Here is a 13,328-nt window from a genome sequence, read left to right on the forward strand (position 1 = left end):
CTCAAGCCAGTGCAGCTTCCGCCACGTGCTTGCGCAGATGTGCCAATGCTTCTTCCACCTGGTCGACCAGCACCAGGCACAGGTCATCCGGTTGCAGGCGCGAGAGCGCGTGGTCGATGGCGATGAACTCGCCGTGGATTTCGGTGACATAGCTGGTGCGCGGCGCACCTTGCAAGCCCTTTTGCAGCAGGGCCAGCACTTCGCCGTCTTCACGGCCACGCTGGCAGGCATCCTGGTACAGGATCACATCGTCGAACACCTTGCCCAGAATCTGGGTCTGCTCGATGATGTCCTGGTCGCGGCGGTCGCCCGCGCCGCTGATGACCACGCTGCGGCGCTTGGCGGGCATGGCTTCCACGGCCTGCACCAGGGCGCGCATGGCATCCGGGTTGTGGCCGTAGTCGGCAATGATGGTGGCGCCCTTGTAATCCATCACATTGAAGCGGGCAGGCGCATTGTCGCTGTCGCTCAAGAAACCAGCAAGGCCGCGGCGGATGGTCTGCCAGGGCAGGCCCGTCGCCCAGGCGGCGCCGATGGATGCCATGATGTTTTCCACCTGGAAGGTGATGGTGCCGTTGCGGGTGAGCGGAATCTCGCGCAGCGGAATGGATTCGCGCCACGAGCCTTCGGCGGCCACGATGCTGTCGCCATCGACATAGACCACGCGGCTGCCCTGGGCGCGGTGCGTGGCCATGACGGGGTGGTGGCGGTCTGCGGCAAAGAAGATGACCTTGCCGGGGCAGACATGGGCCATGGCGGCCACGAGCGGATCGGCCGCGTTCAGCACGGCGTAGCCGGTGGGCGCTACGTTCTGCACGATGACGCGCTTGAGCACACCCACATCTTCCTTGGTGGTGATGTAGTTCAGGCCCAGATGGTCGCCTTCGCCCACGTTGGTGACGACCGCCACCTGGCAGCGGTCAAAGCCCAGGCCTTCGCGCAGGATGCCGCCGCGCGCGCATTCGAGCACGGCCGCATCGGTTTCGGGGTGTGCGAGGGCGTTGCGGGCGCTCTTGGGGCCGGAGCAATCGCCGCTGTCGATCTGGCGGCCATTGACCCACACGCCATCGGTGTTGGTCATGGCGGTGCGCCAGCCGTGCGAGGTGAACAGGTGGGTGATCACGCGCGTGGTCGTGGTCTTGCCGTTGGTGCCGGTGACGGCCACCACGGGAATGCGACCATCGTCGCCCGGGGCGAACAGCTCGTCGACCATGGGCACGCCGACATTGCGCGGGCGGCCGAACGAGGGTGCCAGGTGCATGCGCAGGCCGGGGGCGGCATTGACTTCGACGATGCCGCCGCTTTGCTCTTCCAGCGGCTTGAGCATGGTTTCGCAGACCACATCCACGCCGCAGATATGCAGGCCGATGGTCTGGGCGGCTTCAATGGCGCGGGCGGCGATCTCGGGATGCACATCGTCGGTCACATCGGTGGCGCTGCCGCCGGTGGACAGGTTGGCGTTGTTGCGCAGCACTACGCGCTGGCCCTGGGCGGGCACGCTGTCTGGCGTAAGGCCTTCGCTGGCGATGCGGGCAATGGCGATGTCATCGAGGCGAATCTTGGTGAGCGCCGTGCCGTGGCCCGAGCCGCGGCGCGGGTCCTGGTTGACGATGTTCACCAGCTCGCGGATGGTGTGCTGGCCGTCGCCCAGCACCTGGGGCGGCTCGCGGCGGGCCGCTGCCACCAGTTGGCCGCCAACGACCAGCATGCGGAAATCATGGCCGGGCAGGAAGCGCTCGACCAGGATTTCATCGCCGAATTCGCTTGCCACCTTGTAGGCAGCTTCCAGACCTTCGCGGGTGGTGATGTTGACCACCACGCCCTTGCCCTGGTTGCCATCCTGCGGCTTGACCACGACGGGCAGGCCCACTTCCTGGGCTACGGCCCAGGCGTCTTCCACATCGACCACCGGCCGACCCATGGGCACGGGCACGCCTGCGGCATGCAGCAGGCGCTTGGTCAGGTCCTTGTCCTGCGCAATCGACTCGGCCACGGCACTGGTGGAATCGAGCTCTGCCGCCTGGAAGCGGCGGGCCTTCGAGCCCCAGCCCAGCTGCACGAGTGAGCCTGTGGTCAGGCGCCGGAACGGAATGCCCCGGGCAACGGCGGCATCGACAATCGCGCCGGTGGAGGGGCCGATGCGGTCGTCTTCGTCCAACTCGCGCAATTGGGCAATCGTGGCGTCCGCATCAAAGGCGGTGTCGTTCAGCGCGGCCTGGATCAGCGCCTCGGCCTTTTCCATGGCCAGCTTGCCCACGGCTTCTTCGGTGTATTCAACCACGACCTGGAAGGTGCCGCGTTCCACGGTCTCCTGCGTGCGGCTGAAGGTGACGGGGCAGCCAGCCTGTGCCTGCAGCGACAGGGCTGCGCGCTCCAGCACATAGGCCAGCGACAGCTGCTGGGCCGCGCCGTGCGGCTGCAGCGTGCCAATGGTGGGGAAGCGCGCGCGCAGCTTTTCTTCAAAGCCGGGCATGGCGGTGTACAGCAGTTCGCTGTCGTCACAGTGCACGACGGCTTCGATGGCGGTGCTGCGGGTCCAGAGGTTGGGGCCACGCAGGGCTCGGGTGCGGGTGATCTGCATAGTGTTCTTTCAGCTGAATATCAAGCTTTGTATTGATTTGCGCTTCTGGGGTAAGCGGTAGCAGCTATATTTATAGGAGCAATTGAGGTGCAGGCTCAAACTTGGTATTCAAAGGTCTTGATGCCCGCGCCGATCAGATCGGGCGTGATATCGAGCGCCCAGGCTGTTGCAATCGCAGCCAGCAGCGCAGGGGTATCGGGCTTCTTGCCGCCGGGCAGCGACAGGGCATCGAGCGTGCCCAGGACGCGCTCCTGCGTGCCGGTGGCCAGCACCACGTTGTTGCCCTTGACGAACACGGCGCGGCCGCCTTCATGCTGGGCTTCGGTGTTGGCGCGGTGGGCAGCTACGGCTTCGTTGCCGGCATCGGTCGAATACAGGATCACTTCGCCGTCGCACAGTTCGGCGAGGTCGGCCACTTCGGGCAGGTCGGCGTTCAGCACGCCAGCGCCTTCGTCCAGCACCACATCGATCTGGGTGCGCATCACGCGGCGCATCTGGCCGGGCTCCAGCACATCGTGGTCGGCCAGTTGCTCGTAGCCATCCATGTCGGTGACCACACCAACCAGGCAGCGGTCGTAGGCGAGGCCTTCTTCGAGGATGGAACGGGCCGTGGTCTGGATGACGGCGGCCTGGGCCAGCCGGTTGGTGAGCAGGCGGTGGGCACCAGCCCAGTTGCCGGTATCGGTCTTTTGCGTCTGGCGGTTGGCGATGAACATGCCTTCGCTGCTGGCAACGCCGGTGGCCTTGCCCGACAGTTGCAGCAACCAGCCCACCAGGCGGGCGATGAAGGCATTGTTGCGGGTGCCGACGATGCCTGCAATGGGAATGCGGCCAGCGCCGGGTCCGTCTTCACGCGGGAAGAGATGATCGGCAATCGCCATGCCCACGGGGCGCGGTGCGCCGCTGGTGGGCTTGAGGTGCATGAGCAGGCCCGGGCCCGCGTTGACTTCCAGGATCGCGCCCTGGCCCTGCATGGGCTGGGAGACGTCCTTGAGGATCATGTCCATGCCGGCGATGTCGAGGCCCACGATCTTTGCCGCCAATACGGCGTAGTACGCCACGTCGGGGTGCACATCGTCCAGGCAATCGATTGCCATGTTGCCATTGCGCTGCAACAGCACGCCCTGGCCTTGGGGAATCACGCTGTCGGGGGTGACATGCTGGCGGTTGAGCTCCAGCTTGACGGCGCCGGCTTCCAGGTTGATCCAGTCGAGCGGGTATTCCTGCTCGGGGCCGCGGCGCGGGTCCTGGTTCAGCACGGCAACCAGCTCGCGCAGCGTGGCCTTGCCATTGCCGTACACGCTCACGGTTTCGCCCTTGGTGGCGGCGACGACCTTGTCGCCCACCACCAGCAGGCGGTGTTCCACGCCGTCGATGAATTTTTCGACGATGACATCCGAGCCTTCGGGCTCTGCCAGCGCAAAAGCGGCCTTGATGTCTGCTTCTTCAGACAGCTCCAGCGTCACGCCACGGGCGTGGTTGCCGTCCGATGGCTTGACGGTGACGGGAAAGCCGATGTCCTGCGCCACTTCCCAGGCTTCTTCGGGCGATGCCACGATCTGGCCTTCTGGCACGGGCACGCCGCAGGCGGCCAGCAGGCGCTTGGTGAAATCCTTGTCCTGGGCAATGCCTTCGGCAATCGCGCTGGTCTGGTCGGATTCAGCCGTCCAGATGCGGCGCTGTGCAGCGCCATAGCCCAGCTGCACGAGGTTGCCATCGTTCAGTCGGATATGGGGAATGCGGCGCTCGCTGGCGGCATCGACGATGCAGCCGGTCGACGGGCCGAGGTAGCGGTCATTGATTGCCGTCTTGATGGCATGCACGGCGGGCTTGAGATCGAACGGCTCATCGTTGATGGCCGCCATCAGCAGCTTGTGGCCATGCTCCAGCGCCACGCGGGCCACGGCCTCTTCGGGGCAGCGGAACACCATGCGGTAAACGCCACGCCTGGAGATCTCGCGCGTCTGGCCAAACTCTGCAGGCATTCCCGCCAGGTTCAGCAGTTCAATGACCACATGCTCCAGCACATGGCCCATCCAGGTGCCGCCTTCGAGGCGCTGAATGAAGCCGCCGCGTTCGCCGACACCACAGGTGTGCTCGATCAGGTCGGGCAGCCAGCTGGTCAGGCGCTCGTTGAGGCCGGGAATCTTGTTGGACGGATAGTCTTCCAGCTCTCCCAGATCCAGCCAGACCTCCAGTACCGGGCGGTAGGTCCAGACGCTGGGGCCACGCAGGAAAGTTGTGCGCAAGAGTTGGATGTCGTTGAATTTCGCCATATCAATCAGCGGATAAACATTGGTAACAATTCTGGAGAATTGCCGTCGATGGGAATGCATTGTGCGCCCAAATCGGGCAAGGCGGTGGGCTGTCAGCCCAAATGCATGGTCATGCGTTAATGGGGAGATGGACGGGTGCTAACGTCATTCCGTATCGCCGCAATAATAGGCGGCCTGCCGGCAGCAACGCCGGGCAGCTGCGACCGCCGAGGGCGGGGAAAAACAACGCTATATGCAAAATCACCAATCCGCGGATGCTTCAGCATTCTTTGCTGGCCCTTTGGGGGCCGAACTGCGAGCCAAGCTCAATACCCAAGAAAACGTCTTAGCCGTCGCTCCCGTTGACTTGGGGGCTGATTTGCGTTTTGCCAGTGGGCTGATTGCCCTGACGTCACAGCGCATTCTGGTGGCGGATCCCACGACCCGGCAGTGGAGCGAGTGGGCGCTCGCTACGGATTTGAGCGTGCGCTTCTATGACCACGGCGGAGTGGGTAATCTGGAACTGCACGACACCACGCAGCGCCTGGGCCTGTGGCGCATGACCTTGACCCACCAGACCGCCGTGCTGGGACTGGTGCAGAAATTCGAGCAGCAGCGCGAGCGCCTGTTGCGCAATGAGGCTTACCAGCACCTGGAGGATGAACGCGCCCACTGCCAGGTATGCGGCACCCTGTTGCCGCCCGACGCCGAAGAATGCCCGGCCTGCGCCCGCCAGAACAACGCCCCCACCTCCAGCTGGGTGCTGCTGCGCCTGTGGCGGTTCGCAGAGCCCTACAAAATGCAATTGTTGTTGGGTTTTGTGTTGACCTTGCTGTCCACCGCCGCGCACATGGTGGCGCCGTACCTGACGATCCCTTTGATGGACAAGATCCTGATTCCGTTCCAGAACGGCGAAAAGATCGATAAAAGCCTGGTGATGTTCTACCTGGGGGCCTTGCTGGTGTCGGCACTGGTGGCCTGGGTGCTGGGCTGGGCGCGCACCTTTGTGCTGGCGCGCGTGTCCGAGCGCATTGGCGCCAATCTGCGCACCACCACCTACAACCACCTGCTCAAGCTGTCGCTCGATTTCTACGGCAGCAAGCGCACGGGCGATCTGATGGCGCGCATTGGTGCCGAGACTGACCGCATCAACCTGTTCCTGTCGCTCAACGCGCTGGATTTCGCCACCGATGTGCTGATGATCGTGATGACTTCGGTCATTCTGTTCTCGATCAACCCCTGGCTGGCGCTGGTAACGCTGGTGCCGCTGCCTTTCATCGCCTGGATGATCCACACCGTGCGTGACAAGCTGCGCACCGGCTTCGAGAAGATTGATCGCGTCTGGTCCGAGGTGACCAACGTGTTGGCCGACACCATTCCGGGTATCCGCGTGGTCAAGGCCTTTGCCCAGGAACAGCGCGAAGCCGACCGCTTTGCCCATGCCAACCAGGTCAACCTGGAAGCGAATGACCGCGTCAACAAGACCTGGTCATTGTTCACCCCCACGGTCACGCTGCTGACCGAGATCGGCCTGCTCATCGTCTGGGCATTCGGTATCTACCTGGTGGCCAACGAGAAGATCACGGTCGGTATCCTGACGGCCTTCATCGCCTACATCGGCCGCTTTTACACCCGGCTGGATTCGATGAGCCGCATTGTCTCTGTCACACAGAAGGCAGCCGCTGGCGCCAAGCGCATCTTCGACATTCTGGACCATGTGAGCAACGTGCCCGACCCGGCCAACCCGGTCAAGCTGGGCAAGGTGCAGGGCGCGATCACCATGGAGAACGTGGGCTTTCGCTATGGCAGCCGTTCGGTCATCAAGGATCTGAATCTGCAGATCAGGCCTGGCGAGATGATTGGTCTGGTGGGCCACAGTGGCTCGGGCAAGAGCACGCTGGTCAACCTCATCAGCCGTTTCTATGATGTGACCGACGGCTCGATCCAGCTCGATGGCGTGGATGTGCGCCGCATTGCGGTATCGGATTACCGCAGCAACATCGGCTTGGTGCTGCAGGAGCCGTTCCTGTTCTTTGGCACGATTGCCGAAAACATTGCCTATGGCAAGCCGCACGCCACGCGCGAAGAGATCGTGGCTGCCGCCCGCGCTGCGCATGCGCACGAATTCATCCTGCGCCTGCCGCATGGCTACGACTCGCTCGTGGGTGAGCGCGGCCAGGGCCTGTCGGGTGGCGAGCGCCAGCGCATTTCCATTGCCCGTGCGCTGCTGATCGATCCACGCATCCTGATCCTTGACGAGGCAACGTCGGCGGTCGATACCGAAACCGAAAAGGAAATCCAGCGTGCGCTGGACAACCTGGTGCAAGGCCGCACCACCATTGCGATTGCGCACCGCCTGTCCACCCTGCGCAAGGCCGACCGCCTGGTGGTGATGGACCGCGGCGAGATTGTGGAAGTGGGCCCGCACGACGAGTTGATGGCCAAGGAAGGCGCCTACTGGCGCCTGTACATGGCCCAGGCCCGCCGCGCCGAAGAAGATGCCGAAGCCGCAGGCGTGGCCACGGTGCGCGCCGCTGGCGTCACCTACGACGTGCAGGCCATTCCCAAGACGAATGCCGAGTCGCTGAACGACAACGCCTGATCACCCGGTGCAGAAAGTACCCGCATGAATACGACCCTTACCCCTGCCGCCACTCAGTTGAATGCGCCAATGCCGCTCTCGCGCAACCCTTTTGGGCGCCTGGTGCTGCAAAAGGAAGACGGAACCAGCGCCGTGGTCAACCCGGTGCGTGCCTTTCCGCTGTCTGCCCCGGTGCATGGCATTTCGCTGATTGCCGAAGACGGCAAGGAAGCATTGTGGATTCCCGATCTGGACGCCGTTGACACCGCAGCGCGCGCCTTGCTCGATGAAGACCTGGCCGCGCGCGAGTTCCAGCCGCTCATCGAGCGCATCCTCAGTGTCTCGACCTTCTCGGTGCCCAGCATCTGGGAGATCGAAACCGACCGTGGCCCGGTACGCATGACCCTGAAAGCGGAAGAAGACATCCGCAAGCTCGGCAGTCGGCAGAACCTGCTGATCACGTCGGCCGACGGTGTGCACTACAAGCTGCCCGACACCACCAGGCTCGACAAGGCATCGCGCAAGCTGCTGGAGCGCTTTTTGTAGACGCTTGCCGTCGCTATCTATCCACCCGGATCCACCCAGGCCTGCCATGCAGGCCTTTTTCATGCCCGTGATGTGGAATAATGCAACGTTGTTGCAATAATTGTCGGTTTATATCGCGCAGTCCACCCCATGTTCCGACTTCACCCCACCCGCTGCTTCAGGGCCCGGCAGGCCAATGGACGGGTGCGTGCGGTCTGGGTGCGTTGGCTCTTGGCCTGCTGCGCCTTGCAGGTATTCATGGCCATGCTCGGCCAGATGCACCAGGTGGCCCATGCCCCGGGTGCAAGGGCGGCATGGAAGACCGGCACCGATGCGCTCAGTTTGCCTGTGCGCGGCATTGCCAAAGCCGCTGCAGATGGTTCCTTGACCGCCGCAGAGAAGGCGGCAGGCGATCCGGCGGCAGGCGATCCGGCGGCCGGCGACCCGGCGACCGGCGACCCGGCTGTCAGCGGTATCGAGCGCTGGTTTGGCGCGCACGGCAGCGCTGACTGCGAGCTTTTCCACCACCTGGCATTGGGGCCCGCCATGGCCGGTGTGGCCACGGCCTTGCATACCTTCCTGTTTGCACCCGTGCGCAATGCCTGCATGGGTGCCGTGCTGTTGCGCCAGAGCCCGGCACTGTTCTTTGCGCGTGGCCCGCCCAAGGCGCTGTTCCATTTCTGAATCCGGTATCTGCGCTGCCGAATGCGTCAGCCGGGCCAGGCCTTTGCTGGGCCGTGGCGCCGGGAGTGCGTTGCGTACCCGCGTGATTCTCTGATCTGAAATGGGTTGATGCTATTTAATTTGTAGCTTAAGGCGCTTCATTCAGAGGCGCAACAGGCCGTTTCTTTCTATCTTTGGTTGCCTGCCCGCTGGCGTTGCATGCGGGCGCGCAGCCCTTGGGCATGCCATGTCTTATTCTTCCAAATATTTTTCTTCCTTCACGGCGCGTCTGGCGCAACCGGCCATCGCTGCTGCAGTGGCTGCGCTGTGCGCCAGTACGCCCGTATTTGCACAAAACGCTGCAGACACGCAGCAAGCGCCCGAAGAGGTCACGCTAGGCCAGGTGACGGTGCAGGCCGATGCGCTGGCGCGCAGCGTGGATGACCTGACCACGCCTGCCGATGTGCTGACCGGCGACGAGCTGGTACAGCGCCGTGGCGCCAACCTGGGCGATACCTTGTCAGGGGAGCCGGGCATTCAGGCAACCCACTTTGGCGCGGGGGCGAGCCGTCCGGTGATCCGTGGCATGGACGGTGCGCGCGTCAAGGTGCTGCAAAGCGGCGCGGCGATCCAGGATGCCTCTACCGTCAGTCCGGACCACCTGGTGACCACCGAGCCCATGCTGGCTCGGCAGATCGAAGTATTGCGCGGCCCATCGGCGCTGATCTATGGCGCGGGTGCCATCGGCGGCGTCGTCAATGTGCTGGACGACAAGATTCCCACCAGCGTGCCGAAAAAAGGCTACGAAGGCCAGGTCGAAATGCGCGCGGGCACAGGCGGTGCGGGTGCAGCAGGTGCTGTGTCGGTGACCGGCGGCAGCGGCAATTTCGCCATCCATGCCGAGGGCATGGCCCGCAATGCGCACGATTACCGCGTCGGCAGCGGTTGGGAAGGCGGTGGCAAGGTGGCAGGCAGCCGCTCGCGTGGCAATGATGGCGGTGTCGGTCTCTCCTGGATTGGAGACGATGGCAGCTACCTGGGCGCGGCCTACACGCGGCAGACGGCAAACTATGGCCTGCCAGGCCACAACCATAGTATTGAAGGCTGCCACCTGCATGGCCTGCACCTGCACTGCGGCGGTCATGACCATGGCGACGGCGACGGCGACCATGAAGATCACGACCACGACCATGAAAGCGGCGATGTACCCGTGGTGCGCCTGAAGAGCGAGCGCTACGATCTGCGCGGCGAGTGGCGCAACCCCGTGGCAGGGATCAGCGCCGTGCGCCTGCGCGGCGGTGTCACGGACTACAAGCACGACGAGGTCGAGGATGGGGCTGTGGCCACCACCTTCCGCAACCGTGCGCACGATCTGCGCCTGGAAGCCGTGCACGAGCCCATTGCCGGATGGACGGGCGTGTTCGGTCTGGAAACCTCACGCCGACGCTTTAGCGCCGTGGGAGAGGAGGCCTATCTCCAGCCCACTGTTACACGCCAGAATGGCCTGTTTCTGATGGAGCAGCAGCGGTTTGGCAATGTCAGCGTTGAAGCCGCAGTGCGCCACGACTGGCAGAGTGTCGATGCCGACGAGGTGGAGGGCGGCGAGCGCCGCAGCCACCACGGCACTTCGGCTTCGATAGGAGCAGGCTGGCGCTTTGCCCCCGGCTGGCGCCTGACGAGCCATCTCACCACCGCGACCCGCATGCCGACCGCCGAAGAGCTGTATGCCAATGGCCTGCACATGGCAACGGCCACCTACGAACTGGGCAATTCGAGGCTGCGCGCCGAGCGCTCCAACAACATCGATCTGGGGCTGGAGCGCAAGTTCGATCCCCAGGGCAATACCATTGCCAGTGTCAACCTCTACCGCAACCACATTGCCAACTACATCTACGGCAAGACGCTGGACGCGGTGGACGGTCTGCAACTGCTGCAATACAGCCAGCAGACGGCCACCTTCACCGGGCTGGAAGCCAAGGTGCAGCACAAGATCAATGCCAACTGGCGTGCCACGGTCTGGGGGGATATGGTGCATGCAAGGCTGGACGATGGCAGCCACATCCCGCGCCTGTCTCCCGCACGCGTCGGCTTGCGGCTGGCAGGCCAGTGGGAGCATTGGCGCAGCGAAGCGGAATGGACGCTCGTCAAGCGCCAGGACAAGGTGGCGGAATACGAAACCGAAACGCCCGGTTACGGCATGCTGGGCTGGCGCCTGAGCTACCACGACCGCGCCAGCGACGGCTCGCCATGGCAGGCCTACCTGAAGGTGGACAACCTGACCGACAAGCTCGCGTATGCGCATACCTCGTACATCAAGAACGCAGCGCCGCTGCGGGGCCGCTCGGTGACCGTGGGGTTCGTCAAGCAGTTCTGATGGCTTGATCGCTATGGAAGAAGAGCAGCAGGCGTCTTTGTTGGAAGACGCCTGCAGCTCTTTTCATTTGCTTTGGAAAAAGGACGCTGTTCAAGCGTTGGGCGCAGGCAGCTTCCAATCTCAGGTGTTGGCAATCCCGCTGCTCACATGGCCGGCGGGCACATGGCGCGCGGCACTGTTGACGTGGCCGGTCTGGTCGTCAAAAAAGAAATCCGGCTCGAACTCGCGCAGGAACTCTCCCTTGGCCAGCCCTCCCAGAAACATCGCCTCGTCCACGCCAATATTCCAGTCCATCAGGGTACGGATGGCGCGCTCATGCGCGGGAGCGCTGCGCGCCGTCACCAGCGCCGTGCGGATGCGCATCTGGCTCTGCGTATCTTGCTGCAGGCGGTGCAGGGCGGCCAGCAGGGGTTTGAAAGGGCCATCGGGCAGCGGGTGCGAGGCGCGCTCGATCTCGTGGCGCTGGAAAGCATCCAGGCCCTGGGCCTGGTAGACGCGCTCGGCTTCGTCGGAGAACAGCACGGCATCGCCGTCAAAGGCAATGCGTACTTCATGCGGATGGCCGTCGTGCGCCTGCACCGATTCGGTCAGCACGCGCGCCGCCGGAAAACCCAGCTGCAGCGCCTGCTGCACATCCACTGCATTGGCGGAGAGAAACAGGTGCGCGCCCAGCGGCTTGAGGTAGCTGAATGGATCACGTCCTTGTGTGAACACCCCCCGCTGGATCGAATCGAGCCCATGCGCCTTGCAGGAGCGGAACACGCGCATGCCGCTGACCGGATCATTGCGCGACAGAAGCACCACCTCCACCTTCTGGTCGGTGCCACTGTTGAAGGCCAGGAGCTTCTTGACCAGCGAAAATGCCACGCCCGGAGGCGCAGGTACGTCCAGCTTCTGCATCTGCAGCGCGACATAGGCGCGGTCGTCACCCTGCTCGAACACGAGGTTCTCTTCCTCAAAATTGAACAGCGCCCGTGACGAGATGGCAACGACGAGCTTGTTATCGAGCGTGACGGGCATAGGGTTCTCTATGGACTCAGGAGGGCTAAAAATCCGGTGCGACAGATAAGGCCGAACAGCGCTGCGTGTGCTAGCGCACAAACTGGTTGAGCTGGATGATGGGCATCAGCACTGCCATCACGATGATGCCGACAATGATGCCCATGCCCACGATGAGCAGTGGCTCCAGAATGGTCGCAAGGCGCATCGACCGGCGCTTGACATCGCCCGCCAGCTGGTTGGCCACGCGCTGCAGCATCTGCGGCAGCTCGCCAGTCTGCTCGCCCAGGCGGGCAAACATGGACAGGAGCGCAGGGTAGCGCTTTTTCTGTGCCAGGGCCGATGCCAGCGGCGCGCCTTCGCGCACCATGTCCAGCGCGTCGATGGCATCCTGGCGCATGGCCTGGTTGTTCACGGTCTGCGCGGCAGCCTGCAGGGCTTTCAGAATGGGCACGCCAGCATTGCTGAGCATGGCCAGCGTGGAGGCAAAACGCGCTGCGTTGTAATTGCGGGCCAGCTTGCCCACGATGGGCAACTGCAGCCATGCTGCATCGAAACGTTGCCGAAAATGCGGCTGCCGCAGCGACAGGCGCAGCATCACCGTGCCCACTACCGCCACGCCAGCTGCCAGCCACCACCAGTGGCGGATCAGCTCGCTGAAGGCCAGCATGATGCGGGTGAGAATCGGCAGCGCGTGCTTGGTGCCGGCAAATACCTCGGCGACCTGCGGCACCACATAGCTCATCAGCACCATCACCACCACAAAGGCAAAGCAGGTGACGATGGCGGGGTAGAGCGCTGCGCCCACCAGGCTGTTCTTGAGCTGTTCGCGCTCTTCCAGGTCGTCGGCCAGGCGCTCCAGCACGCGGTCGAGGTGGCCGCTGTGCTCGCCTGCGTCGATCACGGCGCGGTAGATCTGCGAAAAATCGCGGGGATAGAGCCCCAGCGCATTGGCAAAGGTCGATCCGCCATTCACCTCGGCCCGCAGGCTGGCCACCAGTTGCCGCTGCGATTCGCTGTCGATCTCCTCCATCAGCGCGGTGAGCGCCCGCTCCAGCGGCAGGCCGGAACTGATGAGGCCCGCAAGCTGGCGCGTCCAGACCGCCAGCCCCGTCGCGTTGAAGACCGAACGGCGGCTGCGCGCCGCGCCGGGCATTGTGTCATCGCTGCCGGAGGTGGGTTCGACCACGAGCGGTACCATGGCCTGGGCGCGCAGCTGGTTGCGAGCTGCCTTGGCGCTGTCGGCCTCGATCATGCCCTTGCGGGTCTGGCCCTGGGCGTCTAGAACTTCGTACGAAAAAGCTGGCATGGGTGGCTGAGTGGAACAAGGTGGCACCGGCCACATCCGGT

At 63.9% G+C, this 13,328-nt stretch carries 8 protein-coding genes; 4 read left to right on the forward strand and 4 right to left on the reverse strand.

The genetic code is table 11. From position 1 onward, the window contains the following. Position 1: 1 nt before the first annotated feature. Both cphA (ACH2DG_RS01800) and cphA (ACH2DG_RS01805) read right to left on the reverse strand, forming a co-directional pair. Positions 2-2,581 (reverse strand): cyanophycin synthetase, encoded by a 2,580-nt coding sequence (gene cphA / locus ACH2DG_RS01800; protein WP_395024004.1) that lies wholly within the window; start codon positions 2,579-2,581, stop codon positions 2-4. Positions 2,582-2,676: 95 nt separating this feature from the next. Then, positions 2,677-4,857: a cyanophycin synthetase gene (cphA, locus tag ACH2DG_RS01805; RefSeq protein ID WP_395024005.1), complete on the reverse strand. Its 2,181-nt coding sequence runs from the start codon at positions 4,855-4,857 to the stop codon at positions 2,677-2,679. A gap of 232 nt (positions 4,858-5,089) precedes the next feature. Here cphA (ACH2DG_RS01805) and ACH2DG_RS01810 point away from each other — a divergent pair, with 232 nt between their 5' ends. The 4 genes from ACH2DG_RS01810 (at position 5,090) to ACH2DG_RS01825 (ending at position 10,979) form a co-directional block, all read left to right on the forward strand. Then, positions 5,090-7,438: an ABC transporter ATP-binding protein gene (locus tag ACH2DG_RS01810; protein ID WP_395024006.1), complete on the forward strand. Its 2,349-nt coding sequence runs from the start codon at positions 5,090-5,092 to the stop codon at positions 7,436-7,438. A 24-nt stretch (positions 7,439-7,462) separates the two neighbouring features. Next, the gene (locus tag ACH2DG_RS01815; RefSeq protein ID WP_395024007.1) at positions 7,463-7,963 is read left to right on the forward strand and encodes a DUF1854 domain-containing protein; all 501 of its coding nucleotides are present in this window, start codon (positions 7,463-7,465) and stop codon (positions 7,961-7,963) included. A 129-nt stretch (positions 7,964-8,092) separates the two neighbouring features. After that, on the forward strand, positions 8,093-8,626 hold the full coding sequence (locus ACH2DG_RS01820; RefSeq protein WP_395024008.1) for a hypothetical protein: 534 nt from the start codon (positions 8,093-8,095) through the stop codon (positions 8,624-8,626). Between the two features lie 226 nt (positions 8,627-8,852). Further along, positions 8,853-10,979, forward strand: a complete 2,127-nt coding sequence (locus tag ACH2DG_RS01825) for a TonB-dependent receptor domain-containing protein (protein ID WP_395024009.1) — start codon at positions 8,853-8,855, stop codon at positions 10,977-10,979. Between the two features lie 120 nt (positions 10,980-11,099). Here ACH2DG_RS01825 and ACH2DG_RS01830 read toward each other — a convergent pair whose 3' ends face one another. Next, complete coding sequence (locus ACH2DG_RS01830; protein WP_224150338.1) at positions 11,100-11,999, reverse strand: 5'-nucleotidase; 900 nt, start codon at positions 11,997-11,999, stop codon at positions 11,100-11,102. Between the two features lie 70 nt (positions 12,000-12,069). Then, on the reverse strand, positions 12,070-13,287 hold the full coding sequence (gspF, locus tag ACH2DG_RS01835; protein ID WP_395024010.1) for a type II secretion system inner membrane protein GspF: 1,218 nt from the start codon (positions 13,285-13,287) through the stop codon (positions 12,070-12,072). Positions 13,288-13,328 lie beyond the last annotated feature (41 nt).

It is taken from the genome of Comamonas odontotermitis, assembly GCF_040396735.1.
GTDB lineage: Bacteria > Pseudomonadota > Gammaproteobacteria > Burkholderiales > Burkholderiaceae_C > Comamonas > Comamonas odontotermitis_C.

Excerpts from the sequence above, each read along its gene's own strand:
- cphA (WP_395024004.1), bottom strand. The coding sequence starts at position 2,581 with ATGCAGATCACCCGCACCCGAGCCCTGCGTGGCCCCAACCTCTGGACC.
- cphA (WP_395024005.1), bottom strand. The coding sequence starts at position 4,857 with ATGGCGAAATTCAACGACATCCAACTCTTGCGCACAACTTTCCTGCGT.
- ACH2DG_RS01810 (WP_395024006.1), top strand. The coding sequence starts at position 5,090 with ATGCAAAATCACCAATCCGCGGATGCTTCAGCATTCTTTGCTGGCCCT.
- ACH2DG_RS01815 (WP_395024007.1), top strand. The coding sequence starts at position 7,463 with ATGAATACGACCCTTACCCCTGCCGCCACTCAGTTGAATGCGCCAATG.
- ACH2DG_RS01820 (WP_395024008.1), top strand. The coding sequence starts at position 8,093 with ATGTTCCGACTTCACCCCACCCGCTGCTTCAGGGCCCGGCAGGCCAAT.
- ACH2DG_RS01825 (WP_395024009.1), top strand. The coding sequence starts at position 8,853 with ATGTCTTATTCTTCCAAATATTTTTCTTCCTTCACGGCGCGTCTGGCG.
- ACH2DG_RS01830 (WP_224150338.1), bottom strand. The coding sequence starts at position 11,999 with ATGCCCGTCACGCTCGATAACAAGCTCGTCGTTGCCATCTCGTCACGG.
- gspF (WP_395024010.1), bottom strand. The coding sequence starts at position 13,287 with ATGCCAGCTTTTTCGTACGAAGTTCTAGACGCCCAGGGCCAGACCCGC.